At 76.6% G+C, this 18,014-nt stretch carries 11 protein-coding genes; 10 read left to right on the plus strand and 1 reads right to left on the minus strand.

What is annotated here, in order from left to right; all coding sequences use genetic code 11:
- Positions 1–281 precede the first annotated feature (281 nt).
- The 7 genes from AB0F11_RS01390 to AB0F11_RS01420 all read left to right on the plus strand — a co-directional run bounded on the left by AB0F11_RS01390 (position 282) and on the right by AB0F11_RS01420 (position 13,798).
- A complete protein-coding gene (locus tag AB0F11_RS01390) occupies positions 282–3,401 on the plus strand; it encodes a BTAD domain-containing putative transcriptional regulator (RefSeq protein ID WP_362166954.1) in 3,120 nt (1,039 codons plus the stop codon).
- Positions 3,402–4,026: 625 nt separating this feature from the next.
- Positions 4,027–5,124 (plus strand): 3-oxoacyl-ACP synthase, encoded by a 1,098-nt coding sequence (locus tag AB0F11_RS01395; protein ID WP_362166956.1) that lies wholly within the window; start codon positions 4,027–4,029, stop codon positions 5,122–5,124.
- 5 nt (positions 5,125–5,129) lie between these two features.
- Complete coding sequence (locus tag AB0F11_RS01400) at positions 5,130–6,002, plus strand: hypothetical protein (RefSeq protein WP_362166958.1); 873 nt, start codon at positions 5,130–5,132, stop codon at positions 6,000–6,002.
- Positions 6,003–6,007: 5 nt separating this feature from the next.
- Positions 6,008–8,293, plus strand: coding sequence for an AMP-binding protein (locus AB0F11_RS01405; protein WP_362166960.1), 2,286 nt, complete (start codon positions 6,008–6,010; stop codon positions 8,291–8,293).
- Entirely contained in the window at positions 8,290–9,366 is a 1,077-nt protein-coding gene (locus AB0F11_RS01410; protein ID WP_362166962.1) for an NAD-dependent epimerase/dehydratase family protein, read from the plus strand. The genes AB0F11_RS01405 and AB0F11_RS01410 overlap by 4 nt, the downstream gene beginning before the upstream one ends.
- Before the next feature lie 53 nt (positions 9,367–9,419).
- The gene (locus AB0F11_RS01415) at positions 9,420–13,001 is read left to right on the plus strand and encodes a non-ribosomal peptide synthetase (RefSeq protein WP_362166965.1); all 3,582 of its coding nucleotides are present in this window, start codon (positions 9,420–9,422) and stop codon (positions 12,999–13,001) included.
- Positions 12,998–13,798 (plus strand): formyltransferase family protein, encoded by an 801-nt coding sequence (locus AB0F11_RS01420; protein WP_362166967.1) that lies wholly within the window; start codon positions 12,998–13,000, stop codon positions 13,796–13,798. The genes AB0F11_RS01415 and AB0F11_RS01420 overlap by 4 nt, the downstream gene beginning before the upstream one ends.
- Here the strand turns inward: AB0F11_RS01420 and AB0F11_RS01425 are convergent.
- Entirely contained in the window at positions 13,734–15,263 is a 1,530-nt protein-coding gene (locus AB0F11_RS01425; RefSeq protein ID WP_362166970.1) for a reprolysin-like metallopeptidase, read from the minus strand. The two genes, AB0F11_RS01420 and AB0F11_RS01425, sit on opposite strands and share 65 nt — an antisense overlap.
- A 502-nt stretch (positions 15,264–15,765) precedes the next feature.
- Here AB0F11_RS01425 and AB0F11_RS01430 point away from each other — a divergent pair.
- The 3 genes from AB0F11_RS01430 (at position 15,766) to AB0F11_RS01440 (ending at position 17,957) form a co-directional block, all read left to right on the plus strand.
- A complete protein-coding gene (locus AB0F11_RS01430) occupies positions 15,766–16,665 on the plus strand; it encodes a DUF1963 domain-containing protein (protein ID WP_362166973.1) in 900 nt (299 codons plus the stop codon).
- Between the two features lie 111 nt (positions 16,666–16,776).
- Positions 16,777–17,151 (plus strand): VOC family protein, encoded by a 375-nt coding sequence (locus tag AB0F11_RS01435; RefSeq protein WP_362166976.1) that lies wholly within the window; start codon positions 16,777–16,779, stop codon positions 17,149–17,151.
- Positions 17,148–17,957 carry a thioesterase domain-containing protein gene (locus tag AB0F11_RS01440; RefSeq protein ID WP_362166979.1) on the plus strand — a complete coding sequence of 270 codons (810 nt, stop codon included), beginning with the start codon at positions 17,148–17,150 and terminating at the stop codon, positions 17,955–17,957. Before AB0F11_RS01435 ends, AB0F11_RS01440 begins: the two co-directional genes overlap by 4 nt.
- Positions 17,958–18,014 lie beyond the last annotated feature (57 nt).

Here is an 18,014-nt window from a genome sequence, read left to right on the forward strand (position 1 = left end):
CGCTGCCGCGAGACGTTCCGCCGAACGGGGCGAGCCGTCATGCGGTGAGACGCCCGACTCGTGGCGTCACCCACCCATGGGCCCGTCCGTACCGAGAGGGGAACAACCGTCCTGTTCGTGAAGCGCCCGGCGGGCGGTGCCGTTTCGGCGGGATCGTCGAGGCCGTCGTGGTGCCGTGCCGCGCCCCCTCTGGAGGTCTTGTGGAGGGGGGCTCGAGAGTGGCGTCAGGACGCGTCTGCGGGCGGGGCGTTGAGGGCGCGGCTCCCCTAGCATCCGGGAGCGTGGGCCGGCAGCCGGTACGGGGCCGCCTGCAGTTCTCGGCAGTCTCGGCGGATCGGGGGGACCGGGTGAGCGGCGACGTCAGCTTCGCGGTGCTGGGACCGCTGGAGGTCAGGGTCGGGGGTGTGCGGCTGCGGCTCGGCGGGCCGATACCGGCGCGGGTGCTCGCCACCCTGCTGCTCGAACCGGGCCGGATGGTCTCGGTGTCCCGGCTGGTCGAGGCCGCCTGGGACGACGAGCCGCCGACCACCGCCGCCCACCAGGTCCGCAAGGCCGTCGCCGACCTGCGCCGGCGCATCCCGGACGGCGCCTCCGTGATCCTCACCGAGGGGCCCGGCTACCGCGCCGACGTCGAACCGGACCGGCTCGACCTGACCCTCTTCTCGCTCCGCCTGCAGCAGGCCCGCGGGGCCCTCGACGCCGCCCGGCCCGCCGAGGCCGCCGACCACCTGCGCAGTGCGCTCGCCCTGTGGCGCGGCCCGGTGATGCACGCCGACTGCGGCCCGGTGATCGCCGCGGCCTCCGCCGTCCTGGAGGAGCGCCGGCTCACCGCGGTGGAGCAGCTCGTCGAACTGCGCCTGGCGCTCGGCGAGAGCGGCGAACTCATCGGCGACCTGCGCGAGCTGATCGCCGAGCACCCGCTGCGCGAGACCCTGCGCGGCCACCTCATGCTCGCCCTGTACCGCTCGGGCCGCCAGGCCGAGGCCCTCGCCGAGTTCGGCCGGGTCCGCGAGCTGCTGGTGGAGGACCTCGGCATCGACCCGGGCCCCCGGTTGACCCGGCTGTACGAGGCGATCCTGCGCGACGGCCCCGAACTGGCCGCGCCGGGACCGCCCGACGGCCGGACCCCCGCACCGGCCCCGGCCCCACCCTTGCCCCCGCTCCGGTCCGGCGCACCCTGCACCCTGCCGCCGGACCTGCCGGACTTCACCGGCCGCGAGCGCGAGGTGCAGCGGCTACTGGCCCGCCCCGAACTGCCGGACGCCGCCGCCCGCGTCCTCGGGATCGACGGCATGGGCGGCAGCGGCAAGACCGCCCTCGCCCTGCACGCCGCGCACCGGCTGGCCGCCGGCTACCCCGACGGGCAGCTCTACGCCGACCTGCGCGGCTTCTCCCCGGGTGAGAGCCCGCGCCTGCCGGGCACCGTCATCGGATCGCTGCTGCGCACCCTCGGCACGCCGGGGGAGCGCGTACCCGAGGACCTCGACGGCCGTACCGCCCTGTGGCGGGCCACGCTGGCCGAGCGCAGGGTGCTCCTGCTGCTGGACAACGCGGCCGACGCCGCCCAGGTCCGGCCGCTGCTGCCGGCGTCCTCAGGCTGCCTGGTGCTGGTCACCAGCCGCAGCCGGCTGACCGGCCTCGACGGCGCGGACTGGCTCAGCATCGGGACGATGCCGCCGCCCGACAGCCTCGCCCTGCTCCACCGGGTGCTGGGCGCGCAGCGGGTGCGCAGCGAGTCCGCGGCGGCCGCCGAACTCGGCACGCTGTGCGGGCACCTGCCGCTGGCCCTGCGGATCGCCGCGGCCCGGCTGCGCAGCCGTCCCCGCTGGACCTTGCGCCATCTCGTGGACCGGCTCGGCGACGAGACCCGCCGCATGGACGAGCTCAGCTCCGGCGACCAGAGCGTCAAGGCCACCCTCCAGCTGAGCTACGAGGCCATGGACACCGCCCACCGCGACGCGCTGCGGCTGATCGGGCTGCACCCGGGCCGCGAGATCGGGATCCACTCGGCCGCGGCCCTGCTCGACACCGGGCTGCGCGCGGCCGAGGAGGCGCTGGAGCACCTCCTCGACATGAACCTCATCGGCCAGTGCGAGATGGGCCGCTACGTCCTGCACGATCTGGTCCGCAGCTTCACCCACGGCCTGCACGGCGGGCGGACCCGCCAGGAGGAACTGGCCGCCTTCGAGCGGGTGCTCGACCACTACCTCACGACCGCGGAGGAGGCCTGCCGCATCCTCTTCCCCGGCCGGGCCCCGCTCGGCGCCGGCGGCAGCCGGACCGGCGCGGGCCCGAGCGAACGTCCCGCCCTCGCGGACGGCGCCGAGGCGGAGGCCTGGTTCGAGCGCGAGCAGGGCGCCCTCCTGACCGCCGTGGAGCGCGCCGAGCAGCTCGGCTTCACCCGGCACGCCGCCCAGCTCGCCCGCAACCTGATCTTCCACCTCAACTCGCGCAGCCAGCTGGAGGAGTTCCAGCGGGTCGCGGACGTCTCCGTGGCCGCGGCCCGCCGGCTCGCCGACCCCCGGCTGCTGCGGGTGAGCCTGTCCAACCAGGCCGTCGCCCGGTGCAAGCTCGGCCGCTTCCAGGACGGCGTCACCGCCGCCGCCGAGGCCCTCGAGCTCGCCGCGGGCCTCGCCGACCGGGGCGGCGAGGCGGTCTGCCTGACCCTGCTCGGCCTGCTGCAGAGCTTCCTCGGCGACCTCGACGGCGCCCGCCGCCACCTCGAGCGCGGCGCCGCGCTGCACCGCGAACTGGCCGACGCCCGCCAGGAGGCGTACACCCTGTGCAACCTGAGCTCGGTGTACACCTGGACGGGCCGGCACCGCGAGGCCGCCGAGGCCGCCGGACGGGCCGTCCTGCTCAGCCGGCGCGCCGGCAGCGGCGCCGAGGAGATCTCCGCCCTGAACGACCTGGCCATCGCCCAACTGGCCCTCGGCGAGGAGCGGGAGGCCCTCGCCACCGTGGAACGGGCCATGGAGCTGGCCGACGACTGCCGCATGCCGGAGAACCTCGCCCTCGCCCTCGCCCTGGCCGCCGAGGCGTTCCAGCGCACGGGCGCCCCCGACCAAGCGGCCGACCACGCCGAGCGGTCCTTGTCCCTGATCCGCTCGAAGGGGACGGCGATGCGGCAGGCGGCCGTGGAGAACATCCTCGGCCGGGTCCACCACCTGCGCGGCGCCCACGAACGGGCCCGGGAGCTGCACGAGAGCGCGTACCGCAACGCGGAGGCCATCACCTACCGCATCGAGGCGGCCCGCGCCCTGCACGGAATGGCCCAGGCCCTGGAAGCCCTGGGCCACCACGAAAGCGCCCACTCCCACCACGCCCGAGCCACAGCCATCCAGGAAACCCTCACCCGCACCCAACCCAGCCCCGCATCCCCCAGCCCCGCCGGCGTTTGAGGCGGACGGGGTCCGGGGCGGAGCCCCGGGATACGGGGAAAGGGCGGGGCGGGGAGAAGGCTCCGCGCAGCGGCACCGGCCGCCGCCCGACGCCTGCAGCCGACCATCCCCGGCCCGGAGCCCGAGGCCCCGACCCCCTACAAAGGCACGACCGACGGGCCGATCTCGGTGGACCGCATCCCCGCAACCTCCTCCTGCAAGCGACGTCCCACCGATCCTGCCCGCACCCGTTCCCGAACCGTTCCCGACCGGATCCCGAGCGCACGGTCAAGACGGACCGGGCGATTCCGGACATCTTTTGCGCCGGGTGAGCCGGGTGCAGGCGCAGACCGGGCGCCCCGGAGGAGCGGGCCGGAGCGACCCGCACCCGGCCCGGAGCCCCCGGCCGGGGGCCCCGCCCGCCGCCCCGGCCGGATCGACGGCCCCGCCACCGACGTGAATTCGCCCTTCGAGGGATTGGCTGAGATCGATCGGATGATGGCGTTCCGGCCGCTTCCGGCCCGGCCCCGGTAAATCCGTACGCTACGGTAACTTCGCTGTCCGTCAGCAACAGACAACCCTCTGCCATTTCCCGCCCCACGCCCATTCCGAGGGCGCGCCAGGCGGATCGCCATGGAGGGCGAATATGCGTACCACCGAGCGCCGCAGCCGAATAGAGGCCCTCGGCGCCTTTCTTCCCGCCGGAGTCCTGACCACCCCCGAACTGGCCGCGCTGGCGCCCGGCCTGGGCGGTGCGGACGTAGAGCGGATCACCGGCGTCGCCGAGCGCCGCGTCCACGACCCCGACCCGGCCGCCGGGGAGGACTCCTTCGGGATGGCCCTGGCCGCCGCCCGCGACTGCCTGGCCGTCTCCCGCCACCGGGCGGCCGACCTCGACGTCGTCATCAGCGCCTCCATCACCCGCGTGAAGGACGGCAGCCGCTTCCACTTCGAGCCCTCCTTCGCCGGGATGCTGGCCAAGGAGCTGGGCGCCCGCTCCGCCATCGGCTTCGACGTCTCCAACGCCTGCGCCGGCATGATGACCGGCGTCTGGCTCCTGGACCGCATGATCCGCTCCGGTGCCGTGCGCACCGGCATGGTCGTCAGCGGGGAGCAGGCCACCCGCGTCGCGAGCACCGCCGCCGCCGAGATCGGCGACTCCTACGACCCGCAGTTCGCCTCCCTCTCGGTCGGCGACTCCGCGGCCGCCGTCATCCTCGACGCATCGGTGGACGCCGCCGACCGCATCCACTACATCGAGCTCATGACCTGCTCGGAATACTCTCACCTGTGCATGGGAATGCCGAGCGACCGCACCCAGGGAATCGCCCTCTACACCGACAACAAGAAGATGCACGACCGCGAGCGGCTGAAACTGTGGCCGCGATTCCACGCGGATTTCCTCGCCAAGGACGGCCGCAGTTTCGCCGACGAGGAATTCGACTACGTCATCCAGCACCAGGTCGGCGCCCGTTTCATCGACTACGCGAACCAGACGGCCGAGGCCGAGTTCGGCGCCGCGATGCCGCCGTCGCCGCGCGTCGTGGAGCGGTACGGCAACACCGCGACCACCTCCCACTTCCTGACGCTGCGCGAGCACCTCCGCGCCGGTGCCTCCGGCAGCGGGGCCGCTGCCGGGGCTGCCCCCGGGGTCGCCCCCGGGGCGAAGTACCTGCTGGTGCCCGCCGCCTCCGGGGTCGTCACCGGCGCCCTGTCCGCCACGATCACCAGCGCGGGGGTGTGAGCCGCATGGGCATCGTCATCACCGCCGCCGCCACCGCCGTCCACACCGACCCGCACACCCCCGCCTCGGCCGTGGACCTCGCCGGCCGCGCCGCCCGCAGCTGCCTCGACAGCGCCCGCGTCTCCGCGTCCGGGGTCGGCGTCCTCATCAACGTCGGCGTCTACCGCGAGCACAACACCTTCGAACCGGCCCTCTCCGCCCTGGTCCAGAAGCAGGTCGGCATCAACCTCGACTACCTCGCCGACCCCCAGCCCTCCCCGGGGTTCTCCTTCGACCTGATGAACGGGGCCTGCGGCGTGCTCAACGCCGTCCAGGCCGGGCAGGCCCTCCTCGCGACGGGAACCACCGAGCGGCTGCTCATCACCGCCGCCGACGTCCACCCCGGCGGCAACGCCGCCGCCGACCCCGACTACCCGTACGCCGACCTGGCCGGCGCCCTGCTCCTCGAACGCGCCGCCGACCCCGGCACCGGCTTCGGGCCCGTCCGCCACTACGGCGCCGACGGCACCGACGGCGCCTGCGACACCGGGGGCTATCTCGACCTCGACACCATGGGCACCGCCGGCCGCTCCCGCATCACCGTGCGCCGTACGCCCGGCCACGACGCCCGGGCCGGCGAACTCGCCGCCGCCGCAGTGGCCTCCTACGCCGAGGAGTTCGGACTCGACCTCGACCGGACCCTGGTCGTCGGACCGCGCACCGCAGCCGCCGACGGGCCGCACGGCATCACGGGCGAGCCGCACACCGCGGCCCCGGTCCTCGGCTACCGGCGCGCCCTGGACGGCGTACGGCCCGAGGACTGCGACGGCCTCCTCTTCGTGACCGCGGGCGCCGGCCCCGCCGCCGCCTGCGCCTCCTACCGACCGCAGGGGTGGTGACCGGCATGGCAGCCACCACCCCCCGTACGGCGGCGACGACCCGCACCGCACCCCTGACGGGCACCCACGCCGACGCCCATGTCGCCGACGCCCATCCCGACGCCGACCCGCAGAGCCTGGCCGCGTTCCTGGAGCGCAACGCCCGGGCCTTCCCCGACAAGCCGGCCGTCGTGTACCCCGAGGGCCCGTACCGCCCGCACCGGCGCGGCGACCGTCCCCGTCCCCGCCCCCGCTACCGCACCCTCACCTACGGCGCCCTGCAGCAGGCCGTCGAGGAACTGGCCGCCGGCTTCACCCGGGCCGGCATCACCAAGGGCACCCGGACCGTCCTGATGGCCCCGCCCGGGCCGGAGCTGTTCGCCCTCGCCTTCGCCCTGTTCCGGGTCGGCGCCGTACCCGTGGTCGTCGACCCCGGCATGGGCGTGCGCCGCATGCTGCACTGCTACCGCACCGTCGGCGCCGAGGCGTTCATCGGCCCGCCGCTCGCCCACCTGGCCCGGGTGCTGGGCCGGCGCACCTTCGCCGAAGTACGCGTTCCCGTCACCCTGGGCCGGCACCGGCTCGGCCGCGCCCGCACCCTGACCGCGCTGCGCGCCCTCGGCGCCGCCGGCCGGCGCCGCAGCGGCGGCCCCGCACCCGCGGCGGCCGGCCGCGGCGACCTGCTGATGATCGGCTTCACCACCGGAAGCACCGGTCCCGCCAAGGGAGTCGAGTACACCCACCGCATGGCGCTGTCCATCGCCCGCCAGATCGAGGCCGTCCACGGCCGCACCCGCGAGGACACCTCGCTGGTCACCCTCCCTTTCTACGGCGTCCTCGACCTCGTCTACGGATCCACCCTCGTCCTCGCCCCGCTGGCACCCTCCCGGGTGGCCCAGGCCGACCCCGAGCTCGTGGTCGACGCGCTGGAACGGTTCGCCGTCACCACGATGTTCGCCTCGCCCGCCCTGCTGCGCACCCTCGCGGCCCACCTCACCGCCGCCGAGCCCGGCCGCCACCCGCTGCCCGCCCTGCGCTGCGTCGTCGGCGGCGGCGCGCCGGTCCCCGACGCCACGGTGGCCGCCCTGCGCCGCGTCCTGGACGACCGCGCGCGCATCCACGTCACGTACGGCGCGACGGAGGTCCTCCCGATCACCTCGATCGAGGCGGGGGAGTTACTGGGCCCGGACGCCGCGGCCCCCGGCGGGACCGCCGTGCGGGCCGCCGAAGGGGCCGGAACCTGCGTCGGACGGCCCGTGCCCGGGACGCGGGTGGTGATCCTGCCCGTCACCGACGGGCCGATGCCGCCGCTCGGGCCCGCAACGCCCCTGCCCACCGGGCGGGTCGGCGAGATCGCCGTCCACGGCGACTCCGTAAGCCCCCGCTACCACCGCGCCCCGGAAGCGAACCGCCTGCACAAGGTCGCCGAGGCGCCGCAGCACGACGACGACGCCGCGGCGCCAGCCGCGCCGGCGGACGCCCCCCGCACCTGGCACCGCACCGGCGACCTCGGCTACCTCGACGAGGACGGCCGGCTCTGGTTCTGCGGGCGCGCGGCCCAGCGCGTGCGCGCCGAGCACCGGGACCTGCACACCGTGCGCTGCGAGGGCGTCTTCAACGCCCACCCGCTGGTACGCCGGACCGCCCTCGTCGGGGTGGGAAGCGCCGTACCCGCCGCCCCCGGGCCCGACTCTCGCCCCCGAGCCGACAGCGGCTGGGGCCGCGGCCGGGGCGGCAGCGCCGCCGGTGGCGGTACTGGTGGCGGCGGTCAGGGCGGTCAGGGCGGCCAGGGCGGCCGCGACCGGCCCCGCGCCCAGCGCCCCGTCGTCTGCGTGGAGACCGAGGGCGACGGCGAGCTCGACCCCGCCGCCTGGCAGCGCCTCGTCGCCGAACTGCGCGAGCTGGCCGCCGCCCACGCCCCCACGACCGGCCTGGAGGAGTTCCTCCAGCACCCCGGCTTCCCCGTCGACATCCGGCACAACGCCAAGATCGGCCGCGAGGAGCTGGCCCGCTGGGCCGAGCGCCGCCTCACCCCGCCCGCCCCGCTGCTCTCCCGCGCCGGCGCGCCCCGGCTCGTGCCGCTCGCCGGCTGGGCGTACCTCCTCGGCGGCGCCGTCTGGGCCGCCACGGCCGGCGTGCCCGACTCCCGCACGCTGCGCCTGCTGTGGTGGACAGACGCCGCCCTGAGCATCGCCGGGCACGCCGCCCAGCTCCCGCTCGCCCTGCCCCGGGCCCGCGCCGCGGGGGTCCCCCGCCCGGCCGCGGCCGCCCTGACCATGCTCTACGGCGCGACCTGGTGGCGGGCCCTGTGAAGCAGATCCTGGTCACCGGCGCCACCGGCTTCCTCGGTGGCCACCTCGTCGACGGCTGCCTGCGCGAGGGCCACCGCGTACGGGCCCTGGTGCGCCCCGGCAGCGACACGGCCCGGCTGCGCGCCCTGCCCGGCGTCGAACTGGCCACCGGGGACCTGACCCGCCCCGACTCCCTGATGCGCGCCGCCGAGGGCTGCGACGCCGTCGTGCACAGCGCGGCCCGCGTCGTGGACCACGGCAGCCGCGCCGCGTTCACGGCCGCGAACATCACCGGTACGCTGCGCCTGATGGAGGCGGCCCGTACCGCCGGGGCGCAGCGCTTCGTGTTCGTGTCGAGCCCGAGTGCGCTGATGCGCGTACGCGAAGGGGACCGGCTCGGCATCGACGAGAGCACCCCGTTCCCGTCGCGCTGGTTCAACGACTACTGCGCCACCAAGGCCGTCGCCGAGCAGCACGTACGGGCCGCGGACGCGCCCGGGTTCACCACCTGCGCGGTGCGCCCGCGGGGCATCTGGGGGCCGCGCGACCACGCCGGGTTCCTGCCGAAGCTCGTCGCCGCCATGCACGCCGGGCGGCTCCCGGACCTGTCGGGCGGCAAACGGGTCCTGGTCTCGCTCTGCCACGTCGACAACGCCGTCGACGCCTGCCTGCGGGCCGCCGTCTCGGCCGACCCCGAACGCATCGGCGGGCGCGCCTACTTCGTCGCCGACCGCGAGGCCACCGACCTGTGGCCGTTCCTCGCCGAGGTCGCCGGACTGCTCGGCTGCCCGCCCCCGGGCCGGCGGATCCCCCTGCCGGTCGGGCGCGCGCTGGCCGCGGCGGTGGAGGCCGCCTGGCGGCTGCGGCCCGACGCGCCCGCGGGGCCGCCGCTCAGCCGCTACATGCTGGCCCTGCTGACCCGCTCGACGACGTACGACATCGGGGCGGCCCGCCGCGACCTCGGCTACGAGCCGACCCGCACCCGCGCCGACGGGCTGCGGGAGCTGGCGCGCTGGGTGGCCTCGCAGGGCGGCGTCCCCGCCTGGACCGCCCGCACCCGCACCCCGGCCACCCGAGGAACCAGCCCCCGATGAAGAACCACAACCCTCGCCCTCGCCCTGAGATTGCCGCCTTGCACAGCAGGCCGGTGTCCCCGACGGAACGCCTGTACCTCGCCGCGGGCCAGGCCCGCGGCGCCATGGCCCTGCGGATCGTCGTCGAGGGCGACGGCGTGCCCGACCCGGGGCGGCTGCGGGCCGCCGTGGCCCGGGCCGCAGAGGCCTGCCCCGGCTCGCGGCTGCGCCGCCGCGGCGCCCTGTGGGTGGCCGACGGCCCGCTCCCGCGGATCGTGTACGCGCCCGAGGCGGCCGGCCGCTTCGACCCCTCGGACCCGCAGACCGCCCGGCTCCTGACCGGTCGTGCGCACCCGGACGCCGCACCCGGCTGCGAGGTGCTGGTCGTACCCGGTGCGGGCGGGGCCCGGACCGCGGTGGTCTTCAGCGCCTCGCACGCCGTGATGGACGGCCACGGCGCCCTGACCTGGGTCCGCGAGGTCTACCGCGCCCTGCGCGGCGAACCCGCGCGCCCGGCCACCGCCCCCACCACGGACCACACCCTCCTCCCCACCCTGCGCGGCACCCGGCCCCGCCGCGTCCCGGCCCCCGCCCCGCTCAAGGCCGTGCGCGCCGCCTTCCGGGGCGATCGCGCCCACCCCGAAGCTCCCAACCCCTTGGCAGCCGAGGGTGTTTTCCCCGCCGGCACCGGCCACACGGGCGCGGACCCCGGCAGGGGCACAGGCACTGGCACCGGGCCCGGCGCCGGAGCAGGCGCCGGAGGGGATTCAGGCGCGGGCGCGGGCACAGGGGCGGGCGGGGGCGTTAACGCCGTTAATGCCCGCGGCCACCGGCGCCCGGCGCCCTTTCCCGGGCGGCCCTCGCCGCTCGGCCGCGGTACGGCCGGGGCCGCCCCGCAGACCCTGTGGCTGCGCCGCACCCTGCCCGGCCGGCACCCCGCGCTCACCGCGCGCCTCGCCCAGGCCCTCGCCGACATGACACGGCTCGACACCCGTGTCATGGTCCCGGTGGACCTGCGCCGGCACCGCCCGCAGCTCGCCGCGACCGGCAACCTGACCCTCCCGCTCTTCCTGGACCTGCGCCCCGGCCAGGACTGGGCCGCGGCCCACAGCCGGCTCCTGTCCGCGCTCGCCGAGGGCGGCGAACTCGCAGCCGGCTTCGAAGCGGGCCTGGCCCGGCTTCCGTTGCCGGCGGTGGCCGTCCTGCTGCGCACCGCCCAGGCCGCCGCCGTACGCACCGACCGCCACCTGGCCTCGGCGGTGGTCTCCCACCTCGGCCGGCTCGACCCGGCCGAGCTGTCCGGCGGCGGCTTCACCGCGGCCACCGCCTACGCGCTGCCCGTGCACGCACCGCTGGTCCCGTTGTCGTTCGCCGCCGCCGAAACCGGCACCCGGACGGAGATCACGCTCGGCCTCCGCGCCCGCGACCCCCTCCTCCGCCCCCACGCGGACGCCCTCCTCGACGCGGTCCTCGCCCGCCTGGCCACCGACACCACCACCGCGCCCCCGCGCCGCCCGCAGGCCCCCGCGGCTCCGGCGGACCGGCCCGGCGCACCGCGGGAGCGGCAGCTCCCTACCGGGCCCGCCGGGCCGGGAGTTGCGGCAGGGGAAGCCCGCGCGGACGCGGCCCCGGTGGCGCCCGGGCCTGCGGCCGCGCCCGGGCCTGCGCCCGCGCCCGCGCCCGGGCCTGCGGCCGGGGCCGGCGCCGGCCCGGAGGCGGTCCAGCCCTCGGACGGCCTCACCGTCGTCGACCTGTTCCGGGCGCAGGCGGCCCGGACCCCCGGGGCCGTGGCACTCGACGGGCCCGCCGGGGCCGTCACGTACGCCGCGCTCGACCGGCGGTCCGACGAGGTGGCCGCCGAGCTCGTGCGCCGCGGGGTACGGCGCGGGGACCTGGTCGGGCTGGTCGTCGACCGGACGCCGGCGGGGGTCTGCGCCCTGTGGGGGGTGCTGAAGGCCGGCGCCGCCTACGTGCCCCTCGACCCGGCCCACCCCGGCGCCCGCGTCCGGGACGTCCTGCACGGCTGCGCCGCCCCCGTCACCCTGACCCGCCGCCACCTGGCCGCCGGGCTCGCCCCGTTCGTCCCGGGCGAGCTGCTCGCCGTCGACGACATCCCGGCCACCCCCTCGCACCCCGCCCGCATCGCCCCGGCCGCCGCCACCGCCCCGGCCCCCGCCCCCGACGACCTCGCGTACGTCATGCACACCTCCGGCTCGACCGGCCGCCCCAAGGGCGTCCTCGTCGAACACCGCGGCCTCGTCGCCTTCGTACGCTGGATGACCGAGCTGTGCCGCGTCGGCGAAGCCACCCGCTTCGGCTTCGCCGCCTCCTACGCCTTCGACATCTCCTGCTTCCCCCTCTTCCTCCCGCTCCTCGCCGGCGGCACGGCCGTCCTCGCCCCCGACGCCCCGTCCCCCGCCGTCCTGCGCGCCCTCGTCGGCGAGCACCGCGCGGACACCCTCGCGCTGACCCCGTCCCACCTCGCCCTCCTCGGCGGCGACGGCGGCGGCCGCCTGCGCACCCTGCTGCTCGGCGGCGAGGAGCTCACCCCGGCCGCCGTCCGCTCCGCGTACGCCGCCTTCGGCACCGGCTGCCGGGTGATCAACGGCTACGGGCCCACCGAGGCCACCGTCGCCTGCCTCGCGCACGTCGTGGACGACACCGAGACCGGCTCCTCCCTGCCGCTCGGCACCCCCGGCCCCGGCACCCGCGTCGACCTCGTCACCGAGGACGGCGAGATCCTCGGCACCGGCCCGGGCGACACCGGCCGCACCGGGGAGATCGTCGTACGGGGCGTGCAGGTCGCCCGCGGCTACCTCGGCCACACCGCCGAGGAGCCGGGCGCCTCCTCGCCGTTCACGACCGGGCCCGACGGCGTGCGCGCGTACCGCACCGGCGACCTCGGCCGCCGCCTGCCCGGCGGGGCCGTCGCGTTCGCCGGGCGCGCCGACGGGCAGGTGAAGATCGCCGGGTACCGGATCGAGCCCGCCGAGGTCACCGCCGCCCTGGAGGCCCTCCCGGGCGTGGCCCGCGCCGCGGTGACCGTACGCCGCCGACCGCCGTCCGGCAGTCGTTGCGCGGCCCCGGCGCCGGCTCCGACGGCAGCGGTGCTCGTCGCGTACGCGGTCCCCACCGCCACCGCCACCGACGACACCGCCACCACCGACGACGACACCGGCACCGCCCCCGCCGTCACCGCCGACGACCTGCGCGCCGAGCTCGCCCGCCGCCTGCCCGGCCACCTGGTCCCGGCCCACGTCGTCACCGTCGAGGCCCTGCCCACCACCGTCAGCGGCAAGACCGACTTCGACGCCCTCCCCGACCCCTTCGCCGCCGCACCGGCCGCCTCCCCCGACCCCGACCCCGACGCCGCCGGACCGCCCCCGACCCAGGCCGCCCTGCGGACCCGTGTCGCCGGCCACTGGGCGGCCGTCCTGGGCGTGGACGCCGCCGGCCTGGGCGCCGACTCCGACTTCCAGGCCCTCGGCGGCGACTCCCTCGCCCTCGTCGAGATGCTCAGCGCGGTCAGCGCCGACCTGCTCACCCCCGACCAGGCCCGCCGCTTCACCGAGGACCTCGCCTGCCTGGTCCGCGACCTGACCCTCGGGCAGGTCTGCGCCCGGCTCACCGCCGCCCGCGAGGAGGCACCCGCATGATCTTCGTCGGAGACGGCGCCCTGCTGCGCCGGGCCGTCGCCCACGCCGCCGCCCGCGGCCACCGCGTCGACCTGGTCTGCTCCGCCGACAAGCTCGACGCCGAGGCCGCCGGCCCCGGCACCCCGCACGTGGCCGCGCCCGACGTCAACACCCGCGCCGCCGAGCTGGCCGCCGCCTGCACCGACGGGATCGTCTGGTCCGTCAACAACCGGCAGATCTTCCGGGCGCCGCTGCTCTCCCTGGGCCTGCGCATCGTCAACGTCCACAACGGGCTGCTGCCGCAGCACCGCGGACTGCCGTCCGTGGCCGTCCTGTTCGCGCTGCTGAACGGCGACACCGCGTACGGCGCCACCGTCCACGAGGTCGACGAGGGCATCGACACCGGGCCGGTGATCGCCGAGCACCGCTTCCCCATCGGCCCCGAGGACCGCTTCCACCAGGTGATGCTGCGCGGCATCCGCGCTTGCCAGAGCCTCTTCGAGGAGACGCTGTCCGCCGTCGCCGCGGGCCTCGCCCCGCCGCCTGCCTCACCGCAGGCCCCACCGGAGGCCTCGGCGCCCCGCCCGTCCGCGTACCACGGCCTGCGCACCCTCGCCCGCCTCGCGGACCACCGACACTCCCCGGCCTTCGCCCGGGCCACCGACCTCGGCCCCTTCGCCGCCCACGCCCCGGAGCTGGCCGCGGCGCTGGACCGCCTCGGCCGCTGGCCGGGGCCGCAACCGGGGACAGGGCTCACAGCCGCACGAACTGCGCGGTCACCGTGCGGTTCTGATGCAACATCAGGAAATGCGACGTGAGGGTGTTCAGCTGCAGGACGCCGTCCACCACCCACCCCGAGAACCGGTAGCCCGGCTTCGGCCCGGCCGTCACCGTGACCCCCGTACCCGGCCGGTACGGCCCCCACGTGGTCGGCCGGACCGTGCCGCCCTCCGCCGGCCACGCCGCCAGCTCCAGCCCGTACCGCAGGCGCGTCTGCGTCGGGGTGCGGTAGCCCGCGACGACCGGCGTGGTGAGCTGGGCGACCACGGCGTTGTTGTCGTACGCGTCGCCCAGCGGCTGTCCCCACCACGTGTTGGCGGTGTTGGAGTACTGGTTGACCGCCGAGCACGGCTGCCCGCAGGCGCTGGAGTACGCCATCAGCGTGTGCCAGCGCCGGTCCGGGGTGACGAAGCCGGTGCTGTACGGGGTGGTCAGGTACGGCCGGTAGTCGGCGCCGCCCGCCTGCTGGTCGAGGGTGGTCCGGTCGTGCCACAGGCCGAGGTTGTGGCCCACCTCGTGCCCGAAGTTGTACCAGTCGACGATCGAGTGGACGTCGGTGACGGAGTAGGCCTGGGCGTCGCTCTTCTCGCTCGGCGGCATCGGCAGGCTCCCCTGCCCGGTGCTGGTGCCGGCCGGGACCTGCACGATCAGGCCGACGACGTCCGCGCCGTACGCCTCGCGCACTTGGGAGGCGTACGCCCCGAGCTCCGGGTCGCGCGGATCGGACAGCTTGCCGTGGACCACGGAAGCCGTCTCTTCCCCGTAGTAGTTCGCCCGGTAGGTGGCGACGATGTCCACGCTCGCCCGCACCCCGCTGTCCGCGAACGCCTGGTTGATGGTGGACTCGGCGTACGCGACCCGGTTGAGCATGCCGTCGGCGCCGCCCATGGCCCACTCGGCCGTCGGCGTCCACCCGACCACCATGTCGATGACGACCGGCTTGTCGGAGGCGGCGCGCGCCCGCGCCTGAGGCGCGCCCCCGCCGGGCGGGGCGTACTGCTCGTCGGCGTCGTCGGCGGCCGGGCGCTCGCGCAGCGCCGGATCCTCCTCGGTGACCAGGGCCCTGCCGGGCTCGTTGCGCAGCGGCGCGATCCGGAACACCCGGTCGCCGCGGTCGTACAGGGCGTCGACCGCGACCGGATCGCCGTCGGCGTCGCAGGCCCCGGTGACGTTGAGGTAGACGGTGCGCTCGGGCCGGTCCGCGTCGTGGCCGGCGAAGCTGACGGTGCCGGCCGCGTCCCGGGGCTCGATGCGCTCGGCGACGGCCCGTACGGACACGTCCGGGAAGAAGCTGATGGTGTGCTCCAGCGGCCGGCCCTCGCGCGGGCCCGCGCACAGGTCGGCGTACTCGGCGCGGTCGACGGTGATGGTCTGGCGGCGCAGCTCGTCGACCGGGACCGGCTCGGCGCGGGGGCGGGCGCCGGCCCCGCCGGGGGCGGAGGCGAGGAGGGAGGAGGCGAGGGCGAGCGCGCTGCAGAGCAGCAGCAGGGGGCGTCTGGGCATGCCCTCCACATGCCGGGGCCGCGGCAACCCCCGCACGCCCGACACCCGCCCCCCGCCCGAGGTTCACCCCGACGCCCCCGCCCCGTCCCCCACACAGTGGGGCGCAAGGCCCGGGCGCACACAGGCGCACACATCCCACCGTCGGCGCAGGTCAGAGCCGTTCGGGGGGCGGCGTTGTCCAGTACTGCACGGTGATCCGCCGGGCAGGCCCGTCGACGGTCACCGTGCCGCGGAGCGCGGCCACAGGATCTGCGGGTTGGTGTGCCCGAAGTCGACGTCGAACACGGCCATGCAGTCCGGGGCGGGCACGGCGCGGGGCGCGGGGCCGTCAGTGGGGGCGGATACGCTGCGGGCTGCCCCGGCAGTGGGCGACCGCGACCGCGACCGGGGCCCGTCCGCCGTCGCCCGTCGCCCGTCGCCCGCCGTCGGCCGCCCGCCGTCGCCCGCCGAGCCGATCCCGCTGCCCTCAGTGCCGGATCCCGATGCCCCAGGAGCCCGTTCGATGCCCCGTACCACCCCGCCGCGGCCCCTCGATGTGGAGGCCCTGTTCCCGGAGGTCGCCGCCCACCGCAGGGACGCCGTACGCCTGCACCCCCGGTCCGGTGCCCCCGGGGTGCGGGACAGCTCGCTGGGCGGGCCCCTGCTGTGGCCGCGCGCGGAGCCGTGGCCGCACTGCGAGGACGACCACCCGCGGACCGCGTTCTCCCCGCCGCCGGCGCCGGAGCCGCTTCCCCTCGTGCCGGTGCTGCAGCTCTTCGCCGCCGACGTCCCCGAACTGCCGTTCCCGCCCGGCACGGACCTCCTCCAGGTGCTGTGGTGCCCCTTCGACCACGAGGCCGGCTACGTCCCGCGCCCCGAGCTGCGCTGGAGGTCCGCCTCCGACTGCGCCGACGCGCGCACGGCCGAGCCGCCCCGCCCGGCCGGCGCCGCCGCCCAGTACCTCCCGGACCCGTGCGTCCTGCACCCGGAGCGGGTCGTCGACTACCCGAACCGGGACCTGCCCGCGGAGGTCTTCGAGGCCCTGGAGGAACGGTTCGAGCAGGTGGAGGAGGAGACCGGCTGGTCGTACTGGTCCCACCTCTCGGTGTCCCCGGGCGTCAAGGCCGGCGGATACCCGACCTGGACGCAGGACCCGTACTGGCCGGACTGCCCGGGCTGCGGACACCGCATGGAGCACCTGCTCACCGTCAACAGCTGCGAGTTCGACGGCGAGAGCCGGCGCACCTGGCTGCCCGTCGAGGACACCCCCGCCACGGGCACCGTCCGGGACCTGCCCTACGAGGAGCGGACCCGGATCCAGCGCCCGCCGGGGCTCATGCTCGGGGACATGGGCGGCATCTACCTCTTCGACTGCCGCCACTGCCCCGACCGCCCGTACGCCTACCACTCCGACTGCTCCTGACCGCGGCGCTCCGGGGAAAGGTCGGCGTCCCGGCCGGCCGGCACGGCATCCTGGGAGCGGCCGCAGCCACCCGGCGGGCCGTCCCGAACTCCCTTCCCCACACGGAGAGTCATGTATCCGAGCATCCGCACGATTACCTTCGACTGCACCGGCGACCCGTACGAGCTCGGCCTGTTCTGGAGCCGGCTGCTGGGCCGCCCGCTGGCCGACGACGACAAGCCGGGCGACCCCGAGGCGTGGATCCAGGACCCCGAGGGCGGACCCTCGCTGCTCTTCGTGCAGGTCCCGGAGGGCAAGACCGCCAAGAACCGCGTCCACCTCGACCTCAAGCCGGCCGGACGGAACCGGGACGAGGAGGTGGAGCGGCTCGTCGCCCTCGGCGCGCGCCTGGTCGCGGACCGGACCCGCCCCGACGGCACCGGCTGGGTCGTCCTCGCCGACCCGGAGGGCAACGAGTTCTGCGTGGAGCGCGGTGAGCTGGGGTGACCGACGCAGCACGCTGGCTGAAACGATTCACCGCCTCCGCCTCCGCCTCCGCCTCCGCCTCCGCCGCTGCTGACGGGGGCGCCGCCACCTCCCGCATCGTCTGCTTCCCGCACGCCGGCGGCGCCGCGAGCGCCTACCAGGCCTGGGCCCGCCACCTCCCCGCCGGCACCGAGCTGCTGGCCGTCCAGTACCCGGGCCGCCAGGACCGGTTGGGCGAGCCGTGCATCGAGTCGATGGCGGAACTGGCCGACGCCGTCGCCACCGTGCTCGCCGGGCTCCCCGAGCTGCCCACCGCCGTCTTCGGGCACAGCATGGGCGCGCTGGTCGCGTACGAGAGCGTGGTCCGGCTCGCCCGCAACGCCCCCCGGGCCCTGCCGGCCCACCTGTTCGTCTCCGCGACCGCCGCGCCCGCGCCCGGCGCCGAGCGCAGGACCCTGCCCGCACTGGACGACGAGTCGCTGGTCGCCTTCACCCGCCGCCAGGGCGGGACCGATCCCGAGGTCTTCCGGATCCCCGAACTGCGGGAGTTGCTGCTGCCGGCGCTGCGGGCCGACATCCGGCTGCTGACCGACTACCGGCCGGAACTGCCGCCCGTACGGCTGGACCTCCCGCTCACCGCGTTCGGCGGCGACCGCGACGCCGGCTGCCCGCCCGCGTCCCTGTCCACGTGGGCGGGGCTCACCACGGGCGCCTTCACCTCCCGGGTGTTCCCCGGGGGCCACTTCTGGCTCCAGGGCCGCGAGGAGGAGCCGGCGCACCTGGTCGCCGCGGCCGTCCCCGCCCCCGCCGGCCGGTCGCGCGCGTAGCCGCCGGCGCGGCCCCCCGTACCGGGTCGACCGGCAGGAACGACCCGGTACGACAGA

It is taken from the genome of Streptomyces sp. NPDC032472 (assembly GCF_040636955.1).
GTDB lineage: Bacteria > Actinomycetota > Actinomycetes > Streptomycetales > Streptomycetaceae > Streptomyces.